This window comes from Pedococcus badiiscoriae (assembly GCF_013408925.1).
Lineage (GTDB): Bacteria > Actinomycetota > Actinomycetes > Actinomycetales > Dermatophilaceae > Pedococcus > Pedococcus badiiscoriae.
This window is the reverse complement of record NZ_JACCAB010000001.1, coordinates 274637-296241: the sequence shown is the minus strand read 5'-3', so window position 1 is coordinate 296241 and position 21605 is coordinate 274637. Positions and strand designations below refer to the sequence as shown.

General features: G+C 71.6%; 18 protein-coding genes and 1 tRNA gene. 12 read left to right on the top strand and 7 right to left on the bottom strand.

Annotated elements, in window-relative coordinates; all coding sequences use genetic code 11:
• Positions 1-27: 27 nt before the first annotated feature.
• Positions 28-1104, top strand: coding sequence for a ComEA family DNA-binding protein (locus BJ986_RS16000; protein ID WP_202881153.1), 1077 nt, complete (start codon positions 28-30; stop codon positions 1102-1104).
• On the top strand, positions 1101-3497 hold the full coding sequence (locus tag BJ986_RS01380) for a ComEC/Rec2 family competence protein (RefSeq protein WP_337794649.1): 2397 nt from the start codon (positions 1101-1103) through the stop codon (positions 3495-3497). The genes BJ986_RS16000 and BJ986_RS01380 overlap by 4 nt, the downstream gene beginning before the upstream one ends.
• Before the next feature lie 3 nt (positions 3498-3500).
• On the opposite strand, the gene BJ986_RS01375 is transcribed toward BJ986_RS01380, so the two are convergent.
• A complete protein-coding gene (locus BJ986_RS01375) occupies positions 3501-4430 on the bottom strand; it encodes a LysR family transcriptional regulator (protein ID WP_179420373.1) in 930 nt (309 codons plus the stop codon).
• A 119-nt stretch (positions 4431-4549) separates the two neighbouring features.
• On the opposite strand from BJ986_RS01375, the gene BJ986_RS01370 reads away from it, so the two are divergent.
• Entirely contained in the window at positions 4550-5392 is an 843-nt protein-coding gene (locus tag BJ986_RS01370) for an NAD-dependent protein deacetylase (RefSeq protein ID WP_179420372.1), read from the top strand.
• Positions 5393-5463: 71 nt separating this feature from the next.
• On the opposite strand, the gene BJ986_RS01365 is transcribed toward BJ986_RS01370, so the two are convergent.
• A complete protein-coding gene (locus tag BJ986_RS01365; RefSeq protein WP_179420371.1) occupies positions 5464-6129 on the bottom strand; it encodes a class I SAM-dependent methyltransferase in 666 nt (221 codons plus the stop codon).
• Between the two features lie 18 nt (positions 6130-6147).
• Between BJ986_RS01365 and BJ986_RS01360 the strand changes: the two genes are divergently transcribed.
• Positions 6148-6678: a GNAT family N-acetyltransferase gene (locus BJ986_RS01360; protein WP_179420370.1), complete on the top strand. Its 531-nt coding sequence runs from the start codon at positions 6148-6150 to the stop codon at positions 6676-6678.
• Positions 6679-6746: 68 nt separating this feature from the next.
• A complete protein-coding gene (locus BJ986_RS01355; RefSeq protein ID WP_179420369.1) occupies positions 6747-7160 on the top strand; it encodes a DUF4259 domain-containing protein in 414 nt (137 codons plus the stop codon).
• Between the two features lie 32 nt (positions 7161-7192).
• On the opposite strand, the gene BJ986_RS01350 is transcribed toward BJ986_RS01355, so the two are convergent.
• Entirely contained in the window at positions 7193-7405 is a 213-nt protein-coding gene (locus BJ986_RS01350; protein ID WP_179420368.1) for a hypothetical protein, read from the bottom strand.
• Positions 7406-7517: 112 nt separating this feature from the next.
• Complete coding sequence (lexA, locus tag BJ986_RS01345; protein WP_179420367.1) at positions 7518-8243, bottom strand: transcriptional repressor LexA; 726 nt, start codon at positions 8241-8243, stop codon at positions 7518-7520.
• Positions 8244-8480: 237 nt separating this feature from the next.
• On the opposite strand from lexA, the gene BJ986_RS16155 reads away from it, so the two are divergent.
• From BJ986_RS16155 to BJ986_RS01320, 5 genes are all read left to right on the top strand, one after another.
• Complete coding sequence (locus tag BJ986_RS16155; protein WP_238338041.1) at positions 8481-8876, top strand: LysM peptidoglycan-binding domain-containing protein; 396 nt, start codon at positions 8481-8483, stop codon at positions 8874-8876.
• Between the two features lie 185 nt (positions 8877-9061).
• Positions 9062-12382 (top strand): formate dehydrogenase, encoded by a 3321-nt coding sequence (gene fdh / locus BJ986_RS01335; RefSeq protein ID WP_179420366.1) that lies wholly within the window; start codon positions 9062-9064, stop codon positions 12380-12382.
• Positions 12382-13428, top strand: coding sequence for a 4Fe-4S dicluster domain-containing protein (locus BJ986_RS01330; RefSeq protein WP_179420365.1), 1047 nt, complete (start codon positions 12382-12384; stop codon positions 13426-13428). Before fdh ends, BJ986_RS01330 begins: the two co-directional genes overlap by 1 nt.
• The gene (nrfD, locus tag BJ986_RS01325) at positions 13425-14492 is read left to right on the top strand and encodes an NrfD/PsrC family molybdoenzyme membrane anchor subunit (protein ID WP_179420364.1); all 1068 of its coding nucleotides are present in this window, start codon (positions 13425-13427) and stop codon (positions 14490-14492) included. Before BJ986_RS01330 ends, nrfD begins: the two co-directional genes overlap by 4 nt.
• Before the next feature lie 74 nt (positions 14493-14566).
• Positions 14567-15895, top strand: a complete 1329-nt coding sequence (locus tag BJ986_RS01320; protein ID WP_179420363.1) for an L-lactate MFS transporter — start codon at positions 14567-14569, stop codon at positions 15893-15895.
• A gap of 11 nt (positions 15896-15906) precedes the next feature.
• Here the strand turns inward: BJ986_RS01320 and BJ986_RS01315 are convergent, their stop codons facing one another.
• Together BJ986_RS01315 and selD are read right to left on the bottom strand one after the other, a co-directional pair.
• Positions 15907-16380, bottom strand: a complete 474-nt coding sequence (locus BJ986_RS01315) for a rhodanese-like domain-containing protein (RefSeq protein WP_337794648.1) — start codon at positions 16378-16380, stop codon at positions 15907-15909.
• A 25-nt stretch (positions 16381-16405) separates the two neighbouring features.
• The gene (gene selD / locus BJ986_RS01310) at positions 16406-17398 is read right to left on the bottom strand and encodes a selenide, water dikinase SelD (protein ID WP_179420361.1); all 993 of its coding nucleotides are present in this window, start codon (positions 17396-17398) and stop codon (positions 16406-16408) included.
• A gap of 66 nt (positions 17399-17464) precedes the next feature.
• Here selD and BJ986_RS01305 point away from each other — a divergent pair.
• Both BJ986_RS01305 and selB read left to right on the top strand, forming a co-directional pair.
• A tRNA-Sec gene (locus tag BJ986_RS01305) sits at positions 17465-17560 on the top strand.
• 27 nt (positions 17561-17587) lie between these two features.
• A complete protein-coding gene (gene selB / locus BJ986_RS01300) occupies positions 17588-19399 on the top strand; it encodes a SelB domain-containing protein (RefSeq protein ID WP_179420360.1) in 1812 nt (603 codons plus the stop codon).
• 7 nt (positions 19400-19406) lie between these two features.
• Here the strand turns inward: selB and BJ986_RS01295 are convergent, their stop codons facing one another.
• Positions 19407-21593 carry an acyltransferase family protein gene (locus BJ986_RS01295; RefSeq protein WP_179420359.1) on the bottom strand — a complete coding sequence of 729 codons (2187 nt, stop codon included), beginning with the start codon at positions 21591-21593 and terminating at the stop codon, positions 19407-19409.
• Positions 21594-21605 lie beyond the last annotated feature (12 nt).

The following is a 21605-nucleotide window of genomic DNA, read 5'->3' as shown; positions in this document are numbered from 1 at the left end:
GCGGTGCCGCCTTCCTAGCGTGCGGGTATGCCGTCTCGTCGTCGACCGTCCGAGTCCTCGGTCCGCGTGCGGGCCCTCCTGGAGTCCGCAGACCGTGCAGCCGAGCGCACAGCCGAGCGCGCGGCGGGGCCCGCTGCGTCACCCGGGGTGCTGCCGTCGCCCCCTGCTGCGGTGGTGCCGTGGCTGCCCGACCGAGGGTGGATCGAGACGGGCACCACGAGTCGCGCGCCTGAGCGGTCGGGCAAGTCCGAGGGGCGCGCGGGCAAGTCCGAGGGGCGCGCGGGCAAGCCGCAGGGGCGGTCGGGCAAGCCGGAGGTCGCGCGCGGCGGCCGCCATCGGCGACCGGTCCCGCCCGGCCCGCGTTTCCTGACCATCCCCGCGTCCCTGCGCGGCGCACGCCTCAGCGGGCCGCGTGCGGCTGCGGCAGGCCTGCTGCTGGTGGTGCTCGTGGCCGCGGCGGGCTTCGGGGTCCGGGTGGCCTGGGCCAAGGCGGCCAGCACCCCGCAGGTCGTGGCGCCGGCGCGACCCGGTTCGGCGCTGGGCGCCGGTGCGTCGACCGGCAGCGGGTTCGCCTCGTCGAACACCGCCTCAGGAGGTGGTGGGCCGCCCGCCGCCGTCACTGTGCACGTGGTCGGCCAGGTGGCCCACCCAGGTGTCTTCAGGCTGCAGGCGGGCTCCCGCGTCTCCGACGCCGTGGCCAAGGCGGGCGCGCGCGCTGGCGCCGACCTGGCCGCGATCAACCTGGCGCGTCCGGTGGTCGACGGCGAGCAGATCCGTGTGCCGAAGCCGGGCGAGGTCCTGTTGGGAGTGGCTGGGGGAGCCGGCTCGGCGGCGGGGTCCGCAGGCACCGGGAGCACCGGCGGCAGCGCGGGAGGGAGCGCTGGAGGGAGCGCGGGCGGGGGTGCCGGGGCCGGGCGGGTCAACCTCAACTCCGCGACTGCCACCGAGCTCGAGGCACTGCCAGGGGTCGGGCCGGTCCTGGCCCAGCGGATTCTCGACTGGCGCACCGAGCACGGTCGGTTCGCATCCGTCGACGAGCTCGGCGAGGTCAGCGGGATCGGCGAGAAGATCTTCGCCGCGCTGCAACCCAAGGTGACGGTGTGAACGACCGGCCCGGGCAGGTCCGGGACGGTGCCGTCCAGCCACGCCTGCTCGACCTGCGGATGCTCGTCCCGGCTCTGACGTCGTGGGTCGTCAGCGCCGCCACGCTCGGTATCGCGCCCCGGGTCCTGGCGGTGGCAGCCGTGTGCAGCGCCGTCGTCGCGGGCGTCCTCGTGTGGGGCCCGCCCCGTCGGCGCTCCGGACGCTCCGGGCGCTCGGCGAGCCTCGTCGCGATCGTCCTGGGTGCGATCACCCTGGTCCTGGCGGCGACGGCAGGGCAGGTCTCTTCGCGCGAGGCCGGACCGGTGCGGGCCCTGGCCGCTGAGCGTGCCTCGGTCACCATGACGGGCGTCGTGACCCGCGATCCGGTGGTCGTGGGCGGCCGACGGCTGGACGGCGCGACTGTGCGTCTCACCCTCCGCGTGGAGGAGGTCGTCGGACGGGGGAGGGTGGCCCGGGTCTCCACGCCGGTGCTCGTCGTGGCCGACCAGCGCTGGGAGACGGTGCGCTGGCACGAACGGGTACGGGTGCAGGGGACGCTGGTCGCGGCCGCACCGGGTGACGGCGTGGTGGCCGTCCTGCGCCCCCGTGGCGCACCGCGTTCGCTCGCGGCTCCGGGACTGGTCGCCAGAGGCGCCGAGCACCTCCGGTCGGGACTGCGCGAGGCGGCGGCGCCACTGCCTGCCGACGCCCGTGGCCTCCTCCCCGCGCTGGTGATCGGGGACACCAGCCGGACCCCGCAGGACCTCACGGACGCGATGCTCGCGACCGGGATGACCCACCTGTCGGCGGTCTCGGGGAGCAATGTCAGCGTGATCCTGGCGTTCGCCCTGGGAGGCGCCTCGCTGGCGGGCGTACGCCGTCGCTGGCGGCCGCTCGTGGCGGTGGTGGTGCTGGCGGGGTTCGTCGTCCTCGCCCGGCCGGAGCCCAGCGTCCTGCGGGCCGCGACGATGGGGACCATCGGGCTGATCGGGCTGAGCCGGTCGCGGCGGGCGGCCGGCATACCCGTCCTGTCCGCGGCGGTGGTCGCTCTGCTCGTCGTCGACCCGTGGCTGAGCAGGTCGTACGGCTTCGCCCTGTCCACGCTCGCCACGCTGGGGCTGTTGCTGTTCACCCGCAGCTGGGGAGACGCGGTCGGGCGACGGCTCCCGACCCGCATCCGAGGTTGGGGTCCCGCCATGGCCATTCCCGTTGCGGCACAGGCGATGTGCGCACCTGTCGTCGTGCTGCTCCAGGGATCGGTGTCGGTGGTCGCCGTGGTGGCCAACCTGCTCGCCGCTCCGCTGGTGGCCCCTGCGACGGTCACCGGTGTGACGGCCGCCGCCGTGGCCCCGCTCTGGCCGTTCGGGGCATCGCTGCTGTGCTGGGTCGGTGCCCTGCCCGCGCTGGGCATCGCCTGGGTGGCCCGCACCTGCGCCACCGTGCCGGGTGGCACGCTGCCGTGGCCGGACGGTGCGCCCGGAGCCATCCTCCTCGCCGTCCTGACCGTGTTCGTGCTGGTCAGTGGCAGGTGGTGGACGCACCGAGCGCGGCTGCACCCGGTCATCGCAGCCAGCGTGTGCCTGCTCGTCCTGGCAGGGGCTGCCCCGACGTCGGCGGTCACCTGGCCGCCGACGGGCTGGCGCTTCGTGGCGTGCGACGTCGGGCAGGGCGATGGCCTGGTCCTGGCCACGACGCCCGGTCATGCCGTGCTGGTGGATGCCGGGTCGGACCCGGCGGCGATCAACGCGTGCTTGCGTCGACTTGAGGTGTCAGTGCTGGATTCCATTGTCCTGAGCCATTTCCACGCCGACCACGTCGATGGCCTTCCCGGTGTACTGGCGGGCCGCGATGTCCGTGAGATCCTCGCGACTCCGATTCGCGACCCTCCCTACCAGTGGGTGCAGGTGCAGGGGTGGGCCCGGGCACGCGGCATACCGGTCCGCGACCTGTCCGCCGGTGACCACCTGACCTGGCCGGGTCTGACGGCCGAAGTGTGGTGGCCGGCACGACGGATCGCCTCCGGGTCCGTGCCGAACAATGCCAGCGTGGTGATGGCGGTGCGCTCCGGTCCGGTCGACCTGTTGTTGCTGGGGGACGTCGAGCGCGAGGCGGCCCACGCCGTGCTCCTCGAGCTGAGACGCAGCCAGGCGATGTCGACGCAGGCGTCCGCGTTCGACGTCGTGAAGGTCGCCCACCACGGCTCGGGCAACCTCGACGAGGGACTCATCGAGGCCGTCCGCGCGCCGCTGGCTGTGATCAGCGTGGGCAAAGACAACGACTACGGACACCCGTCACCCAAGGCCCTGGAGGTGTTGCAGCGCAACGGGTATGCCGTCTACCGCACCGACCAGCGCGGGGACGTCGCCGTGGTGGCGGACGGCGACGGCGTGGCGGTCACGTGGCGTCGCCGATGAGGCTCAGGTGCTCGCCAGGACGCGGGGTTTGGCCTTCGCCGCCTCGACGAGGGCGTCGATGGTGGCCTGGACCGCTGGCACGCGCTGCAGGTCGGCCGTCGTGACCACGCTGATGGACCGCCGGGAGGCCGGGTTGATCGGGAGCGTGACGACGTCGCGGTGGTGGGCCGTGCGCAGGATGAGATCGGGGATCAGGGCCACCCCCAGCCCCTCGGCGACGAGGCCGAGGACGGCCACGTAGTCCTCGGTCTCGAACCCGACATGGGGAGAGAAGCCGGCGGTCGCGCACATCTGCAGCAGGTGGCCCCGGCAGCGCGGGCAGCCGGCGATCCAGTTCTCCTGCGCGAGCGCGGACAGGTCCACCATGTCCAGCGCCGCGAGGGGGTGCTCACGGGGGAGGGCGAGGCGGACCTCGTCATCGAGGAGCTTGTGGGTGACGAAGAGCTCCAGATCCTCCTCGCCGCGGCCCACGTCAGTGCCCTCGTACGCGAAGGCCACGGCGAGGTCGCACTCGCCGGCCTTGAGGGCGGCGAGGGACTCGGGCGGTTCGGCCTCGGTGAAGGTGACCTGGACGTCGGGGAACCGCTGCTTCACGAGGGCGAGCGCCCGGGGGACGAGCGTGGCCGAGCTGGAGGGGAAGGCCATCAGGCGGACCCGCCCGGCACGCAGCCCGGCGATCGCGGCGACCTCCTCCTCGGCGGCGTCCAGAGCGGAGAGCACGGCGACGGCGTGGCGCGCGAGGACCTGCCCGGCCTCGGTCAGGCGGACGTTGCGTCCGACGCGCTCGACCAGCACGGTGCCGGTGCGCTGCTCGAGGCGGCGCACCATCTGCGAGATCGCTGGCTGGGAGTAGCCCAGTGACAGGGCTGCACCGGTGAAGCTGCCCTCATCGGCAATGGCCTTCATGACACGGAGACCTGCGGCGTCGATCATGGTTAAAGCATAACGGCTCGTTATCCAGATCGTTAGTTGTCGATCCATTCGTGATGGTTCACCGTTGGCGACGTGCCTCCGCCCCGCGACGTGTGCGCCGCCCGACGTAGCCTTGCCCCGTGACGCAGACCGCCGCCGTGACCGACCAGCTGGCTGTGATCGCCGGCCTGCTCGAGCGGGGGAACGTCCTCGTCCTCACCGGCGCAGGCATCTCCACCGACTCGGGCATCCCGGACTACCGCGGCCCGGATGGCACCCGTCGGGTGACGCCCATGCAGTACTCCGAGTTCGTCGGGTCGTCGCAGGCGAGGCAGCGCTACTGGGCACGCAGCTACGTCGGGTGGCAGCGGTTCAACCGCGCTCGGCCGAACTCAGGCCACGAGGCCGTGGCGAGGCTCCAGGATCGCGGTCTGGTCGCGTCCGTCATCACCCAGAACGTCGACGGGCTGCACCAGCGCGCCGGCGCGACCGACGTCGAGGAGCTGCACGGGTCGCTGGCCCGCGTGGTGTGCCTGACCTGTGGGGACCGGACCTCCCGCTGGGACCTCGACGAGCGCATGCGGGAGAGCAACCCGACCTATTCGGTCACCAGTGACGAGATCCGCCCCGACGGCGACATCGCGCTGAACGACCTCGACGTCACCGCCTTCCGCACACCGCTGTGTCTCGTCTGCGGCCACGACACCCTCAAGCCCGACGTCGTCTTCTTCGGCGAGTCCGTGCCGAAACCCTTGGTGGAGAGGTGTTTTCGCCTCACCGAGCAAGCCAGCGCGCTGGTGGTGCTGGGCTCAAGCCTCAAGGTCATGAGCGGATACCGGTTCGTCCGCCGGGCTGCCGCGCTCGACATCCCCGTCGCGATCATCACCCGCGGGCCGACCCGCGGCGACGGCGAAGCCATGGCACAGGTCGACGCACCCCTCGCGCCGACTCTCGAGACCCTGCTCCGTCGCCTGGCCGCCTGACCCACGTCAGGCGGGGCTCAGGCCGGGCTCGCCGGGGCCCGACGCGGGGCTCATCGGGGGCTCACCGGGACTCAGGTGAGGCGCCGGGCCACCAGCACGACGTCGATCGCGTCACCCTGGTCGGTGGGCCGCACGTACTCCTCGCAACGCTCGATCTGCAGGTCTCCCGCCGCGGCGCGCAGCTGCTCCGGGGTGTGCAGCAGGGCAGGGTCGGAGGGGCCGCCCACGCCCTCGGTGAGGTTGCGCAGCCCGTGCCCCACGACCACGAGTGCACCGCCCGGCGCCAGCCAGGTCCGCGTGCGCGAGACCACGTCCGAGGGCAGGTGCAGGTACGACACCAGGACGAGGTCGAAGCGGGTCTGGGGAGCGGGGTGCCAGGACCGGGCATCCGCCACGACCCAGTCGACCCGGACCCCGCGGCGGGCGGCCTCCTTCTCGCCCTTGGCCAGGCCCACCGCCGAGAAGTCGACGGCCGTCACCCGCCAGCCCAGCTCCGCCAGCCACACGGCGTGACGACCCTCGCCGGCGCCCAGGTCGAGGGCCCGGCCGGGTGCCCAGCTGCCCACGATGCGCTCCACCTCGGCGTTGGGCGTCGCGCTCCAGACGTGCTCGTGCGCGGCATACCGCTCGTCCCAGAGGGCTTGGCGGTCCGTGGGCGTACCGCGGTCGGGGTCAGGGAGCTTCGCCCCGCCGCTCGAGGCGTCGGTGCCATGGGTGTGCCCGGGCTCGTGGTCCATCCCCCTAGCATCGCCGACATGAGCAGCATCGGCCCGACCAGCGACGCGTCAGTCCTCGTCCGGGACGCGACCGGGGACGACCTGCCCGCGATGGCGGCCATCTACGACGAGCAGGTCCGCACCTCGGTGGCGACGTTCGACACCGAGCCCCGCGGCGCGGCATACCTCAGCGAGAAGGTCGCGGCCACCGACGAGGGCAACGTCGTCCTGGTGGCCTGTGCGGACGACGCGCTGCTCGGCTACGCGTACTCGGGCCCGTTCCGCCCGCGGCCGGCCTACGACGGCACCAAGGAGGTGTCCGTCTACCTCGCGGAGGGCGCCCGCGGCCAAGGCCTCGGCCGCACCCTGTATGCCGCGTTGCTGGCACGGCTCGACGCCGCCCCCGGGGTGCACACCCAGGTCGCGGTGATCGCCCTGCCCAACGACGCGAGCGTGGCCCTGCACCTGTCGTGTGGCTTCGAGCGGGTGGGAGTGCTGCGGGAGGTCGGACACAAGTTCGGTCGATACGTCGACACCGCCTGGTACCAACGGATGAGTCCGCACGACTAGGGCTGGCGTGTCGCCGCGTCTCTTGGCACCCTCGAAGCAGCAGCTAGTCGCACGCGGGAGGTTGGGAGATGGGCGCCAGCGGAGCGGGGCCGTTCGAGAACGACGACGCGCTCGACTTCCTCGACGAGCTCGAGGAGTCCGAGCCGGACGTCCGGCGCAAGAGGGTCGAGTCGGCGCTCGACAGCGTGGTCCGCGCGTCGGGCTACATCGAGGCGCCGGCCATGTCGCAGGCGGTGGCTGCCGCCGTGCTCGTGGCTGCCTGTGACGACCTCGAATCCGTTGTCGGAGAACGCAATGTGCCCTGGTGGGTCGACGACGAACCCATCGACGTGGACGAGGAGCTCGAGGAGCTCGCCACCCAGGCCCTGCACCGGGCTCTCCAGTCCGAGGACAACGAGCTCTGGGAGCTGTGGGCCGACGGTGATGGCGGCGAACGCTTCGCCACCAAGCTCACGCACTACCTCGACGCCCTGGGCGACTAGTCCAAGAATCTGCCCGGCGACCTGCTGCGCGACTAGCCGAGGGACTGGCTGGCCGACGTCCCGGGGGACGCTGCGGCGAGGCTCGGGGCCGGACCCAGCTGCGGACAGAGCCCCAGCGCCGCATCTATCTGGTCCGGGTCCAGGTGCGCGCAGGCCCGGCTCGCGGCGTCGATCAGGTCCGCGAGCAGCTCGATCTCGGACCCGAGCACCTGGTCGGTGAGCTCGGCATCGGGATGGTTCTGCATGTCGGGTCAACGTCCCGGCGCGCTCACCCGTCACGGGGCAGGCACCGCTTCCACCCGTCCCCGCCGTGGTTCGGACCGTTCGGCGGACTGGCCATCGGCCGAACAGGCGAGCTCAGACCCGGCGAAGCACCGCCGTGACCTTGCCGAGGATGGTGGCGTGGTCTCCGTCGATGGGGTCGAAGGCGGTGTTGTGCGGCATCAGCCACACCTTGCCGTCCTTGCGCTTGAACGTCTTGACGGTGGCCTCGTTGTCGAGCATCGCCGCGACGATGTCGCCGTTGTCGGCCGTGGGCTGCTGACGCACGACGACCCAGTCGCCGTCGCAGATGGCGGCGTCGATCATCGAGTCCCCGACGACCTGGAGCAGGAACAGCTGCCCCTCGCCGACGATCTGGCGGGGGAGCGGGAAGACGTCCTCCACGGTCTCCTCGGCCAGGATCGGGACGCCGGCGGCGATGCGACCGAGCACCGGCACGTAGGTCGCCGCAGGGCGCTGGTCGCCCGAATCCGTCTCGTCGTAGGTCGCCGTCTCGTCCTCGGCCGAGGCGCCGCCACGGTAGCCGCGCATGTCTGCGGGGGAGTCGGGGGAGACGACCTCGATGGCACGCGGCCGGTTGGGGTCGCGCCGCAGGAAGCCCTTGCGCTCGAGGGTGGACAGCTGGTGGGCCACAGAGCTGGGGGAGGTGAGCCCGACGGCCTCGCCGATCTCGCGCAGGCTCGGCGGGTAGCCGCGCCGGTCGACCGAGTTGCGGATCACCTCGAGCACCCGTCGCTGGCGGACGGTGAGTCCGTCGCCGCGATCGCGGTCGGGGAGTTCCTTGACGTTGTCGTCGCTCATGCCGCTTCCTCGTTTCCGCAGGTCAGGTGCCGTATGCCGGGTGCTCGGCGAGGCGTTGTCAGTGGCCTCTGATGTGCTTGCGGCATGAACACAGCGTATGGCCTTCGAACGTCTGTGCCAAACATGTGTTCGACGCGTGTCTTGATTGGTTCGAACATGCGTGCTAGAAATCAGCTACGCAGTTCTTCGCACATCCGTTCGAGGAACGCCGCAGAGATCGCCACGATGGAGGACCTGATGAGTGCAGCAGTCGCTTGGGACGTCGCCCCCGCACCGGTGCGGGTTCCCGTTCGCCCGACTCGGCCCCACCTGGTCTCGGTGCCCACCGGGCGCGCCGTCACGACCCCGGCCACGCCGCTGCGGTTGACCCGCGCGGCGCGTCTGGCGCTGACGCTGACCGTGGTTGTGGCGGCCGTCGCGCTGGCGCTCGCCCTGTTCTCCGGCGGCGCCTCGGCCATGGTGATCGACCACTCCACCACGGTGCAGTCAGGGCAGACGCTGTCGCAGATCGCTGTCCAGCAGCTGCCCCAGCTGCCGATGGCGGAGGCTGTCGCCCAGATCCAGATCGCCAACGACCTGACCGGCACCGACGTCCACGCCGGGCAGACGCTGCTCATCCCCAGCGCTGGCTGATCCGCCGGGGCGAGCCGCTGACCGTCGGCCCGCCGTGATGCGCGCTCGGAGTGCATCGTCGCTGGTCGGAGGCGTGCGAGTGCGCAACTGAGTGGCCGTGTCCGAGGTGCTCACGTCGCAAATGTGTGGCATGTTCGGATCGAGGTCGTTCGGACGACGTGGCGGACCAGGCGCTGGAGGTTGCGGTGGATGCAAGGCGGACGTTCCTGTCCTGGCCCGTGGTGCGTCAGGTCACCAGTGGGGACCTCCTCGGTCGCGGCCCGTCGGTGACATCGCGCCAGACTCGCGAGCTCGAGCCCCGCACCTCCACGGCCGACCGGGTCGTGCAGAGCGTGTGCCCCTACTGTGCGGTCGGCTGTGGGCAGCGCGTCTTCGTCAAGGACGCGCGGGTGGTGCAGATCGAGGGCGACCCCGACTCGCCGGTGTCCCGTGGACGGCTGTGTCCCAAGGGTTCGGCGAGCGAGCAGCTCGTCAACAGCCCCGGACGACAGCGCAAGGTGCTCTACCGTCGGCCCCGCGGCACCGAGTGGGAGAGCCTCGACCTCGAGACGGCCATGCAGATGATCACCGACCGGTTCGTGGCGAGCCGCAGGGCGGGTTGGCAGGACCGGGACGAGCATGGTCGACCCCTGCGTCGGACGATGGGGATCGCCTCCCTCGGAGGCGCGACGCTCGACAACGAGGAGAACTACCTCATCAAGAAGCTGTTCACGGCGGCGGGCGCCATCCAGATCGAGAACCAGGCTCGTATTTGACACTCCTCCACGGTCCCCAGTCTGGGGTCCTCGTTCGGACGCGGCGGCGCCACCCAATACGTGCAGGATCTGTCGAACTCTGACTGCATCGTCATCCAGGGTTCCAACATGGCCGAGTGCCACCCGGTCGCCTACCAGTGGGTGACCGAGGCAAAGCTCAAGGGTGCCAAGGTCATCCACATCGACCCGCGGTTCACCCGCACGTCCGCGACAGCCGACCGGCACGTCCCGATCCGGGCCGGCAGTGATGTCGTCTTCCTCGGTGCACTGATCAACCACGTGCTGTCCAACGAGCTGTTCTTCAGGGAGTACGTCGTCTCGTACACCAACGCCGCGACCCTGGTCAGCGAGGAGTTCCGGGACACCGAGGAGCTCGACGGCCTGTTCTCCGGCTACGACGACGAGCGCGGCGCATACGACTCCAAGAGCTGGGCCTACGCGTCGGCGGACGCCGAGCAGGAGGGCGGATCGGACGACCGGTCGGGCGGGGAGATCGGCGACCCCGACTCGGGTCACGTCCACGGTGAGCAGCGGTCGGAGCACTCGGCCGGCGACCAGCACGGCTCGGGCGGCCCACCGCTGGAGCACGCGCGCGTGCTGCGCGACGAGACGCTGCAGGATCCCCGCACCGTCTTCCAGATCCTCAAGCGGCACTACGCCCGCTACACCCCTCAGATGGTGGCTGACACGTGCGGCATCTCGGTGGACGACTTCGAATACGTCGCGCGGGCGGTCACCGAGAACAGTGGCCGCGAGCGGACGACCGCCTGGGTCTACGCGGTGGGCTGGACACAGCACACCCTCGGCGCCCAGTTCATCCGGACCTCCGCGATCCTCCAGCTGCTGCTGGGCAACATGGGCCGTCCCGGCGGGGGCATCATGGCCCTGCGTGGCCACGCCAGCATCCAGGGGTCCACGGACATCCCCACGCTGTACAACCTGCTGCCCGGCTACCTCGCGATGCCGGTGGCGGGCCAGCACGACACCTGGCACGACTACCTGTCGGCCATCGGGAGCAAGAAGCAGAAGGGCTTCTGGACCCATGCCGACGCCTACGCCATCAGCCTGCTCAAGGCGTGGTGGGGGGACAAGGCAACTGCGGAGAACGACTGGGCCTTCGACTACCTTCCCCGGCTCAGCGGTGCCCACGGCACCTACCAGACGACGATGGCGATGCTGGATGGCGAGGTCGAGGGCTACTTCCTGCTGGGTCAGAACCCCGCTGTCGGGTCCGCCCATGCGCGGATGCAACGCCAGGGACTGGCCAAGCTGAAATGGCTCGTCGTGCGCGACCTCAACATGATCGAGTCCGCGACCTTCTGGAAGGACTCGCCCGAGATCGAGACCGGCGAGCTGTCGCCGCAGGACATCGAGACCGAGGTCTTCTTCCTGCCGCCGGCTTCGCACGTGGAGAAGGACGGGAGCTTCACCCAGACCCAGCGGATGCTCCAGTGGCACCACAAGGCTGTCCAGCCGCCGGGTGACTGCCGCAGCGACCTGCAGTTCTTCTTCGACCTGGGCAAGCGCCTCAAGGCCGCCCTCGCGGACTCCACCGACGAGCGGGACCGGCCACTGCTCGACCTGACCTGGGACTACCCGCAGGACGAGCACGGCGACCCCGATGCCGAGGCGGTCCTCCGGGAGATCAACGGCGTCCACCTGAGCGGTGACAAGGCCGGCCAGCCCCTGTCGATGTACACGGACATGAAGCCGGACGGCTCCACCTCGGGAGGCTGCTGGATCTACACCGGCGTCTTCGCCGATGGCGTCAACCATGCCGCGAGCCGCCGCCCCGGCCGGGAACAGAACCTCACCGCCCTCGACTGGGGCTGGGCGTGGCCGGCCAACCGGCGCATCCTCTACAACCGCGCCTCGGCCGACCCCGAGGGCAACCCCTGGAGCGAGCGCAAGCGCTACGTCTGGTGGGACGAGGCGGAGAAGAAGTGGACCGGTGAGGACGTCCCCGACTTCCCGGCGACGACGGCTCCGAGCTTCCGACCCGAGCCGGACACCGGAGGCCCCGAGGGCCTTGCCGGCGACGACCCGTTCATCATGCAGGCCGACGGGAAGGGCTGGCTCTTCACCCCCAAGGGCATGGTCGACGGCCCTCTTCCGACGCACTACGAGCCGCAGGAGTCCCCGGTCGCCAACCCGCTCTACAGCCAGCAGTCCAACCCCTCGCGCAAGGTCTTCCCGCGCAAGGACAACCTGTGGGCTCCATCGGGCAACCAGCCCGGGTCGGACGTCTACCCGTTCGTGTTCACCACCTACCGCCTGACCGAGCACCACACGGCGGGTGGCATGAGCCGGTGGTTGCCCTACCTGGCCGAGCTGCAGCCCGAGTTCTTCTGCGAGGTGTCGCCGGAGCTGGCGGCCGAGCGAGGCCTGGAGAACGGAGGCTGGGCCACCATCATCTCCGCCCGGGCCGCTGTCGAGTCCCGGGTGCTGGTCACCGAGCGGATGGTGCCGCTCGTGATCGGCGGGAAGACCATCCACCAGGTCGGACTGCCGTACCACTGGGGCGTGGGGCGCGACGCCGTCGTCTCCGGTGACGCCGCGAACGACCTGCTGGGAGTGGCGTTGGACCCGAACGTGCAGATCCAGGAGAGCAAGGCCGGCTCCTGCGACATCATCGCCGGACGGCGGCCCCGGGGTGAGGCGCTGCTGCGCCTGGTCGAGCAGTACCAGTCCCGGTCGGGCACCACCGCCCTGACCGGCAACGAGCTGCGGACGACAGAGGACGGTTCCTGATGGGGTCATGGCGCAACCAGCTGACGGGTCCCACCGACCCGGCGCGCGACGCGGCGTGGAGCGAGCCGGAGCCCCGCAAGGGCTTCTTCACGGACACCTCCATCTGCATCGGCTGCAAGGCCTGCGAGGTCGCCTGCAAGGAGTGGAACGCCATCCCCCAGGACGGTGAGCTCAACCTGCTCGGCTCGTCCTACGACAACACCGGCTCGCTGGGAGCCAGCACGTGGCGACACGTCGCCTTCATCGAGCAGACCAGCGACCGGATCGAGCAGGCCCGGGAGTCCGGTCGGCGCCTCGTCCAGCTCGGTATGCCGTCCGTCGGGGCACCCGCGACCGGCACGTCCAGCGGCACGTCCAGCGGCACGTCCAGCGGCACGTCCAGCGCGCCGGCCGGGGACCTCTCCGACCCCGACTTCGCGGCGGCTCAAGCCACCGCGGCGCGAGAGCTGGGCAGCGTGCCGGACTTCCGGTGGCTGATGGACTCGGACGTGTGCAAGCACTGCACCCACGCAGCCTGTCTCGACGTCTGCCCCACCGGTGCCCTCTTCCGCACCGAGTTCGGCACCGTCGTCGTGCAGGACGACGTCTGCAACGGCTGCGGCTACTGCGTCGCGGCCTGCCCGTTCGGGGTCATCGAGCGGCGCGACGGCGACGACACGGTCAAGAACGCGGGAATCGCCCAGAAGTGCACGCTCTGCTACGACCGGATCGGTCACGACCAGACCCCGGCCTGCGCCCAGGCCTGCCCGACGACCTCCATCAAGTTCGGCGACCTGGCGGACATGCAGGCGCAGGCACAGGAGCGGGTGGCAACCCTGCACGACAACGGCTTTCCCGAGGCCCGGGTCTACGGCGGCAACGAGCACGACGGTGTGGGCGGCACGGGCTCCGTCTTCCTCCTGCTCGACGAGCCGGAGGTCTACGGCCTGCCACCGGACCCCCGGGTCACGACCGCAGACCTTCCCGACATGTTCCGCAAGGCCGGGCTCGCTGCGGCCGCGATGCTGGCGATGGCGGCCGGCGCGTTCATCGGAGGCCGCAAGTGACGGTCAACCCGTTCGACGCCGACCGACCGCCCGAGGTGAGTCGGACCGGAGGTCGCCGACGTCGCGGTGGAGGCAGGCGGCGCGACGACTCCCTGATGGTGCCGGACGTCCAGTTCGACAGCTACTACGGTCGCCAGGTCGTCAAGCCGGCGCCCTGGGAGTCCGACATCCCGGCATACATCTTCCTCGGCGGCCTGGCCGCGGGATCCGGGCTGCTGGGGGCGGGCGCGACGGCCCGGGACCTGCCCGCGCTGCGCCGCAACAGCCGGTATGCCGCGCTGGCGGCGCTGGCGGCCGGCGGGATCGCCCTGGTGCGCGACCTCGGCAAGCCCAGCCGCGCACTCAACATGATGCGCACCGTCAAGCTCACCTCACCCATGTCGGTGGGTTCGTGGATCCTCACGGCGTTCGGGGCGTTCGCCGGGCTGGCCGCAGCCAGTGAGGCGGGTCGCCACCTGGTCGACGACGACTCCGGCCTGGGGCGGGTCCGCAGGCTTGCCGATCCTGTCGCCGCAACCGGTTCGGCCCTGCTCGCGCCACCCCTCGCGGCCTACACCGCCGTCCTGCTCGCGGACACCGCGACGCCTTCGTGGCACGAGTCCTACCGCGAGCTGCCCTTCGTCTTCGTCGGTTCCGCCAACGCGGCCGCAGCCGGCCTGGCACTGGTGACGGCGCCGACCTCGCAGACCGGACCTGCCCGCAAGCTCGCCGTGGCCGGCGCCGCCACGGAGCTGGTGGCCTTCGCGCAGATGGAGCGCACGATGGGGGACCTCGTCGCCGAGCCACTGCACTCGGGCAGGGCCGGAGCGCTGCTCAAGGCCAGCAAGATCCTCACGGTGGGGGGCGCCCTCGGCGCGGCCCTGTTCGGGCGCAACCGCGCGGCCGCCGCCGTCAGCGGCCTGGCGCTCATGGCCGGGTCGGCCTGCACTCGCTTCGGCATCTTCGAGGCCGGAATCGAGTCGGCCAAGGACCCCCGCTACACGGTGACGCCCCAGCGCGAGCGGTTGGAGCGGCGCCGGGCCCAAGGAGTCACCCACGACTCGATCACGACCAGCCGGCAGTGACGCCGGGCACGAATCGCCGGCACTGACGCCGGGCACCACCAGCCGGCAACGACGCCGGCGCCAAGGAGGGGACGATGAGCGAATCCAGCAGGGACCTCGCAGTGGCAGGCCGGCCGAGGGAGGTGCAGGGGGTCAGGACGAGCAACCGGTGGGTCATCCTCGTGGCCGCGATCCTCGTGCAGCTGTCGATCGGCTCGGTCTACGCCTGGAGCGTGTTCGGCAAGGCGCTGCAGAGCCCGGACGCGTTCGGCTGGTCCAAGGGCAAGGCGGCGGTGCCGTTCAGCATCGTCATCGGGATGATCTTCATCGGCAGCTACGTCGGGGGCCGCATCCAGGACGCGCGAGGCCCGCGCGTCGTCGCCCTCACCGGCGGCATCATCTACAGCGTCGGCGTCATCATGGCGTCGTTCGCGAGCCGTCCCGACCTGTTCTGGGTGCTGGTGGTGGGCTACGGGGTGATCGGGGGCTTCGGCCTCGGCATGGTCTACATCGTGCCGATCGCCATGCTGCAGAAGTGGTTCCCGGACAAGCCCGGACTGATCACCGGCTTGGCCGTGGCGGGGTTCGGGTTCGGTGCGGTGATCACGGCGCCGGTGGGCCAGGCACTCATCGACCACACGCCGTCGGTCCCGACCAAGGCGTTCCTCTGGCTGGGGATCGGCTACCTCGTCGCCCTGCTCATCGGCGCGTCGTTCTTCGCCAACCCGCCGAAGGACCTCGCTGAGGAGGAGACAGCGTCGCGCGCCCCGGTGGCCGTCGCGGGCCAGGACAGGGCTGAACCGGCGAGCGCAGTCGCCGACTTCACCCAGCAGGAGGCGCTCGGCACGGTCCAGTGGTACCTGCTGACCCTCATCCTCACGATGAGCGTCACCGCCGGCATCTCCCTCATCTCCGTCGCAGCGGGGAGCGCCACCGACATCGCCTCCTACTCCAAGACCGCGGCGGCGAGCCTGGTCGGGATCCTCGCCGTCTTCAACGGTGGCGGGCGGATCCTGTGGGGCTGGCTCTCCGACCTGATCGGCAAGATGCCCGCGTTCATGGGGATCCTGGGCATCCAGGCGATCTGCCTGCTGCTCATCCCGCACGTGGGCAACAAGGTGCTCTTCGCAGTCCTCGCGGCGCTCGTCTACACCTGCTACGGCGGAGCCTTCGGCACCATGCCATCGACCGCCGGGCGCTTCTTCGGAGTGCGGAACGTGGGCGCCATCTACGGTCTGATGCTCGTCGGCTGGAGCATCGGTGGTGTCGTCGGACCGCTGCTGGTCGCCAACCTCATTGGCAACACCAAGAACTACTCGCTCGGGTTCACGGTGATCGGCATCATCACCGCGGTGTCGATCCTCATCCCGCTGATCACGAAGAAGCCGAAGGGGCGCGCCGTCGCCGAACGCCTGCCCACCTGAGCGGCGAGGTCTCACTCCCGGACGTCGGCGGGCCCCTCCAGGCTCGGCAGCCCGGCCGCGAACCACGCCTCCGCGCCGCCGGCCAGGTCGGTGGCTCGGTGCAAGCCCAGGGCCCGCAGGCCGGCCGCTGCGAAGCTGGAGCTGTAGCCCTGGCGACAGACGACCACGACCACCCTGTCGGGGTCGGCCTCCGGGATGCGCCATTCGCAGGTGGGGTCGAGCCGCCACTCCAGCACGGTGCGGTCGATCACGATCGCGCCGGGCAGGTCTCCCTGTCGGGCTCGCTGGGCCGCTGTCCGGGTGTCGACCAGCAGGGCGCCCGTCCGCTGGGCGGCCAGGGCCGCATGGGGGTCGAGCGGTTCCACCCCCTCACGGGCCGCGGCCAGCAGCCGATCCACCGCGGCATACCCCGCGCCGTCCCCGGCGCTCGCCCCGGCCGCCTCGGTCGCCTCGCTCACCGAGCTCGCCTCGCTCACCGTGCTCACCCCGCGCCCCTCACTCATCTGGCCGTCACCGCACCCGGAGCACCGCGTCACCACGCGGCACGAACTCGCCCACGACGGTGGCCCCCGGGAGCTCGCCGGCGACGAGTAGTCCACCGCTGGTCTGGGCATCCGCGAGGAGGATCAGCTCGTCGTCGCTGACGCTCGCGTCGAGGTGCGGACGGACCCAGTCGAGGTTGCGTCTGCTGCCCCCTGGGACGAAGCCTGCCGCCAGCGACTGCCGGGCTCCGTCGAGGTACGGCATCGCGGCGGCGTCGACCACCGCCGTGACCCCGGAGGCGCGGGCCATCTTGAACAGGTGCCCCAAGAGCCCGAACCCGGTGACGTCGGTGGCGGCCTCGATACCCGCGGCCAGCGCCGCCCTCGACGCCTGGTCGTTGAGCGCTGCCATGCTCTCCACCGCGTGAGGGAAGACCTCGCCGGTCGCCTTGTGGCGGTTGTTGAGGATGCCCACTCCGAGCGGCTTGGTGAGGGAGATGGGCAGGCCGGCGCGCGCCGCGTCGTTGCGCAGCAACCGGTCCGGGTCGCCGATGCCGGTCACCGCCATGCCGTACTTGGGTTCCGGGTCGTCGACACTGTGGCCACCGGCGACCGGACAGCCCGCGAGCACCCCCACGTCGAGGCCCCCGCGCAGCACCTCCGCCGCGAGCTCGAGCGGCAGCACGTCACGCGGCCACCCCAACAGGTTCACGGCGACGACCGGCCTGCCGCCCATGGCATAGATGTCGGACAGGGCGTTGGCGGCGGCGATCCGGCCCCAGTCGTAGGCATCGTCGACCACGGGCGTGAAGAAGTCGGCGGTGGCCAGGATCGCCAGTCCGCCCTCGATCCGCACCGCGGCGGCGTCGTCGCCGTCGTCGAGGCCGACGAGCAGGTCGGGGGAGGCGACCCCGGTCAACCCGCGCACCATCTGCTCCAGCTCGCCCGGCGGGATCTTGCAGGCGCAGCCGCCGCCGTGGGCGAACTGGGTGAGTCGCGTGCCGGTACCGGTCAGGGTCATGACTCGACCTTATGTCGGGTATCGGCCCCCGTCATGAGGCCCCACCTGCACAGATACGGTGGGACCGGAGGTGTCAGGGTTCCTGGTGGTCCCCCCGGTCTTCAAAACCGGTGAGACCGAGCATCTCGGTCTGGCGGGTTCGATTCCCGTCCACCTCCGCCACACGCTCACGCAAGGAGGTCCGTCCCGGTGCACGTCCTCGCCACCGCCGGACACGTCGACCACGGCAAGTCGGCGCTGGTCCGGGCCCTGACCGGGATCGAGCCGGACCGGTGGGACGAGGAGCACCGGCGGGGCCTGACCATCGACCTCGGCTACGCGTGGACGACGCTGGCTTCCGGCGCTGAGGTCGCGTTCGTCGATGTGCCGGGGCACCAGCGGTTCATCGGCAACATGCTCGCGGGACTCGGACCGGCCCCCGCCGTGCTCTTCGTCGTCGCTGCGGACGAGGGGTGGCGCCAGCAGTCGCAGGAGCACCTGGCCGCGGTGGACGCCCTCGGCATCCGGCACGGGCTTCTCGTCGTGACCAGGAGCGACCTCGCCGACCCGGGCCCCGCCCTGGCCGACGGGGCGGAACGACTGCGCGCCAGCAGCCTGGGCGAGGTGCGCGCGCTGGCGGTCTCGGCTCGCACCGGCGACGGACTGCCGCGGCTCCGGGCAGCGCTGGACGAGCTGGTCGGCGCCCTCGAGCCCCCGCGGTCGGAGGGCAGGGTCCGTCTCTGGGTCGACCGGTCCTTCACGATCCGTGGCAGCGGCACCGTGGTCACCGGCACGTTGGGTGAGGGCAGCATCGAGGTCGGTGACCAGCTCCAGCTCGGGGACAGCGTGGTGGGGGTTCGGTCGCTGCAGTCGTTGGGGCTGCCCCGCGAGCGCGTCACCCCGGTATGCCGCGTGGCCGCGAACCTGCGAGGCCTGCCGGCGGGCGCGGTCACGCGGGGCGACGCCCTGCTCACGCCTGGTGCGTGGCGGTTGACGGCACTGCTCGACGTGCGGTGTGCAGCGATGCCCGGCCACCCTTTGCCGCAGCAGCTGACCCTGCACGTGGGGACCGCGGCGGTGCCGGTCCATGTCCGGCCGCTGGGCGGGGACGCGGTGCGGCTCACCCTGGCCCGAGCGCTGCCGCTCGTCGCGGGTGACCGGCTCATCCTGCGCGACCCGGGCGCGCAGCAGGTCGTGACGGGAGCAGTGGTCCTCGACGCCGACCCGCCCGAGCTGAACCGTCGAGGCGCGGCGGCCAAGCGCGCGACCGAGCTGGCCACGGCGACGGGCGTCCCGGACCCCGCCGTCGAGGTCGGTCGGCGGGGTGCGATGCAGGTCGACCACGCCCGCGCCCTGGGCATAGCCGTCCCCGAGGCCGCCGCCGAGGCTGTCGCTGGGGCCGCCGCCGAGCTGCCGAGCGGCGTGCGGCGCCACGGAGACTGGCTCGTCTCGCAGGAAGCCGTCGACCGCTGGGCGCAGGCGCTCACCGAGGCCGTCCGGCGGCAGGCCGCGGACCAGCCGCTCGACCCCAGCCTCACGGCCGAGGCGGTCCGCCTCAGCGCCGGCGTGATCGACCGGTCCCTGCTCGGGATCGTCGTCGACCGGGCGGGTCTGACGCTTCAGGAAGGCCGGGTGTGGCAGCCGGGAGTCCGGGGCGAGCTCGGACCGGCCGAGCAGGCCGTGCGCAGGCTCGAGGAGACGCTGACGTTGCAGCCGTTCGCGGCTCCCGAGCACCCCGAGCTCGAGTCCGCGGGTCTCGGCCCGCGGGAGGTGGCGGCCGCGGTGCGGGCGGGCCGACTGCTGCGTCTGGCTGACGGCGTGGTGCTGCGTCCGGACGCTCCCGCCCTGGCCATGCGAGTGCTCGCCGCCCTGCCGCAGCCCTTCACCCTCAGCCAGGCGCGCACGGCGCTGGAGACCACGAGGCGGGTCGCGGTCCCGCTGCTGGAACACCTCGACCGCCGTGGTTGGACCATCCGGGTCGACGACGTGCACCGGCGAGTCCGGCAACCAGGCGCGAGGTGAGCCTCCGCTACTTCGGCAGGGTGCCGAGCTGGCGCGCGAGGTAGGGCGCCAGCAGCCTCGCGTACTCGATGCTCAGGTGCGACCTGTCCCGGTAGACGATGACGTTGCCGACCTGCGCGAAGCAGGTCACGTCGTCGCAGAACTGTGGGGTCAGGTCGAGGACGGTGACGTTCGGGTCGCCGAGCGACCTGGCGGCGGCGACGGCGACGTCTTTCGCCAGGGCGCTCTTGCGCGCCACGGCGCAGTCGTCCGGGTGCTGCACGAGCGCGAGGCAGTCGGGGATGGAGCGCTTCCCGGTGCCGGGGACGTCCCGGATCACGTGGACGCGCTTGCCGGCGTCGGTGAACTGCTTCCACGCGGCCTTGAAGCCGTCGGGGCCGGGGTCGGCGAGCGTGCCGCCGGGTGCGTTCGCCCAGGTGTAGGCCGAGCTGTAGGAGGTCACGAAGACGTCGGTGATCTTCGGGTTGCCGAGGATTTCCCGGGCGACGGCCCTGTTAAAGCTCTCGCAGAATGCCTGCCTGCTGTGGCCGGTCTCGCCCGGTACCACGCGGCGGCTGGTCGTCGTGGGGCAGGAGGCCTTGGTCGCGGCGACCACGTCCCAGCCGAGCTGCTTGCCCAGCTCGTCCAACAGCGGAGTCAGTGCGCCGGCGTGGGAGTCGCCCAGGAGGGCGACGGTCCGGCGGGGGTTGGTCTGCTGACCGAGGTGGCAGGTCTTGAGGTCAGCGCTCTCCAGCTGCTGCTGGCAGCGGGCGAAGATGTCGTTCTTGGACTGGAGGGCCACCATCTCGGGGGGCACCACGGGGGCACCGTCGCCCGCGACGTTCCCGCACTTGTTGGCCGGGTCGAGCGCGGCCGGCCCGAGGCACGTGACACCGGCCGCGAGCCGGGCCTTCGCGGCCGTGGCGACCATGGCCTCTCGGTGCTTCACCTCGGCGTTGATGCCCACCGTGGCGGCCACGAGCACGAGCATCCCGGCGGCGGCGAACGCGAAGGCCCGCCAGGGTGCGGCGGCCAGGAGCGGGCGAGTGCGCAGCGGGTCCTCGACGAGGGTCTTGCTGAGCCACGCGAGCACGACCGTGACAGCCAGCAGCCCCACCTTCTCCGTCCACACCAGGCTGTGGCCGGTGGCGTAGGGGATCAGGACGATCAGGGGCCAGTGGATGAGGTAGATCGAGTAGGAGATGTCGCCGATGAACCGGGCTGGGCGCAGCGAGAGCCACCAGCCCGCCGTCGTCGGCGCCCCCCTTCCGGCCAGGATGATCGCGACCGTGCCGAGCACCGGCGCCAGGGCGATCCACCCGGGGAAAGCGCTCCGCTCGGTGTAGAGACAGCCCGAGACGAGGACAGCGACGACCCCCAGCCACCCGAGCACCTGGGCCCTGCGGCCGGTGACGGTCAGGGTGACCAGGCCCGTGATCGCCCCCGCCGCGAACTCCCAGGCGCGGGTGAAGGTGCTCATGTAGGCGAAGGCCTGGTCGTCCGCGGTGTTGATGACCGACCACACCAGCGAAGCCACCGCCAGCACGGCCAGTCCACCCATGATGAGCCGACGCTTCTGGTCGGCGCTCGCGGGCGAGACCGCCGAGGTGCGTCGCCGGGCCCGGCCCTGCAGGGCGAGCAGCCCGACGATCAGCAGGGGCCACAAGGCGTAGAACTGCTCCTCCACCGAGAGCGACCAGTAGTGCTGGACCACCGTCGGCACGTTGTCGAGGGCCATGTAGTCGACCGAGTCGAAGGCCAGGGCCCAGTTCTGCACGTAGAGCGCGCTCGCGCCCAGCTGTCGCGCGGAGGCCGGCCACACCGTGGCCGGGGCCCACAGCAGCACCCCGATCGCGGACAGGGCCAGGACCAGCAGCGATGCGGGCAGCAGTCGCCGGATGCGTCGGGCCCAGAACCTGGTGACCTGGAGGGTGCCGGTCTGCGCGATCTCGCGGTAGATGTGCGAGGTGATGAGGTAGCCCGAGATCACGAAGAAGACATCGACGCCGACGTATCCACCGCTGACGCGCAACGGCCACAGGTGGAAGAGCACCACGAGGCCGACGGCGACGGCACGCAGGCCCTGGATCTCGGGCCGGTAGGCGTCAACCCGGCCCGCGGAGGGACCGGGTGGGACGGGTGCCGTGGAGGGCTGGGTCCGAGGGAGGGACTGGGTGGCGCTCGACGACGAAGAGGGCGGCCGGGTCGTGCTCATGTGGGCCACGAC

Bases quoted from the DNA above. Each gene is read 5' to 3' on its own strand.
- lexA (WP_179420367.1), bottom strand. From the start codon at position 8,243: ATGAGCGACGACAACGTCAAGGAACTCCCCGACCGCGATCGCGGCGAC.
- BJ986_RS16000 (WP_202881153.1), top strand. From the start codon at position 28: ATGCCGTCTCGTCGTCGACCGTCCGAGTCCTCGGTCCGCGTGCGGGCC.
- BJ986_RS01375 (WP_179420373.1), bottom strand. From the start codon at position 4,430: ATGATCGACGCCGCAGGTCTCCGTGTCATGAAGGCCATTGCCGATGAG.
- BJ986_RS01355 (WP_179420369.1), top strand. From the start codon at position 6,747: ATGGGCGCCAGCGGAGCGGGGCCGTTCGAGAACGACGACGCGCTCGAC.
- BJ986_RS01350 (WP_179420368.1), bottom strand. From the start codon at position 7,405: ATGCAGAACCATCCCGATGCCGAGCTCACCGACCAGGTGCTCGGGTCC.
- BJ986_RS01320 (WP_179420363.1), top strand. From the start codon at position 14,567: ATGAGCGAATCCAGCAGGGACCTCGCAGTGGCAGGCCGGCCGAGGGAG.
- BJ986_RS01365 (WP_179420371.1), bottom strand. From the start codon at position 6,129: ATGGACCACGAGCCCGGGCACACCCATGGCACCGACGCCTCGAGCGGC.
- BJ986_RS01330 (WP_179420365.1), top strand. From the start codon at position 12,382: ATGGGGTCATGGCGCAACCAGCTGACGGGTCCCACCGACCCGGCGCGC.
- BJ986_RS16155 (WP_238338041.1), top strand. From the start codon at position 8,481: ATGAGTGCAGCAGTCGCTTGGGACGTCGCCCCCGCACCGGTGCGGGTT.
- BJ986_RS01360 (WP_179420370.1), top strand. From the start codon at position 6,148: ATGAGCAGCATCGGCCCGACCAGCGACGCGTCAGTCCTCGTCCGGGAC.
- selD (WP_179420361.1), bottom strand. From the start codon at position 17,398: ATGACCCTGACCGGTACCGGCACGCGACTCACCCAGTTCGCCCACGGC.
- BJ986_RS01295 (WP_179420359.1), bottom strand. From the start codon at position 21,593: ATGAGCACGACCCGGCCGCCCTCTTCGTCGTCGAGCGCCACCCAGTCC.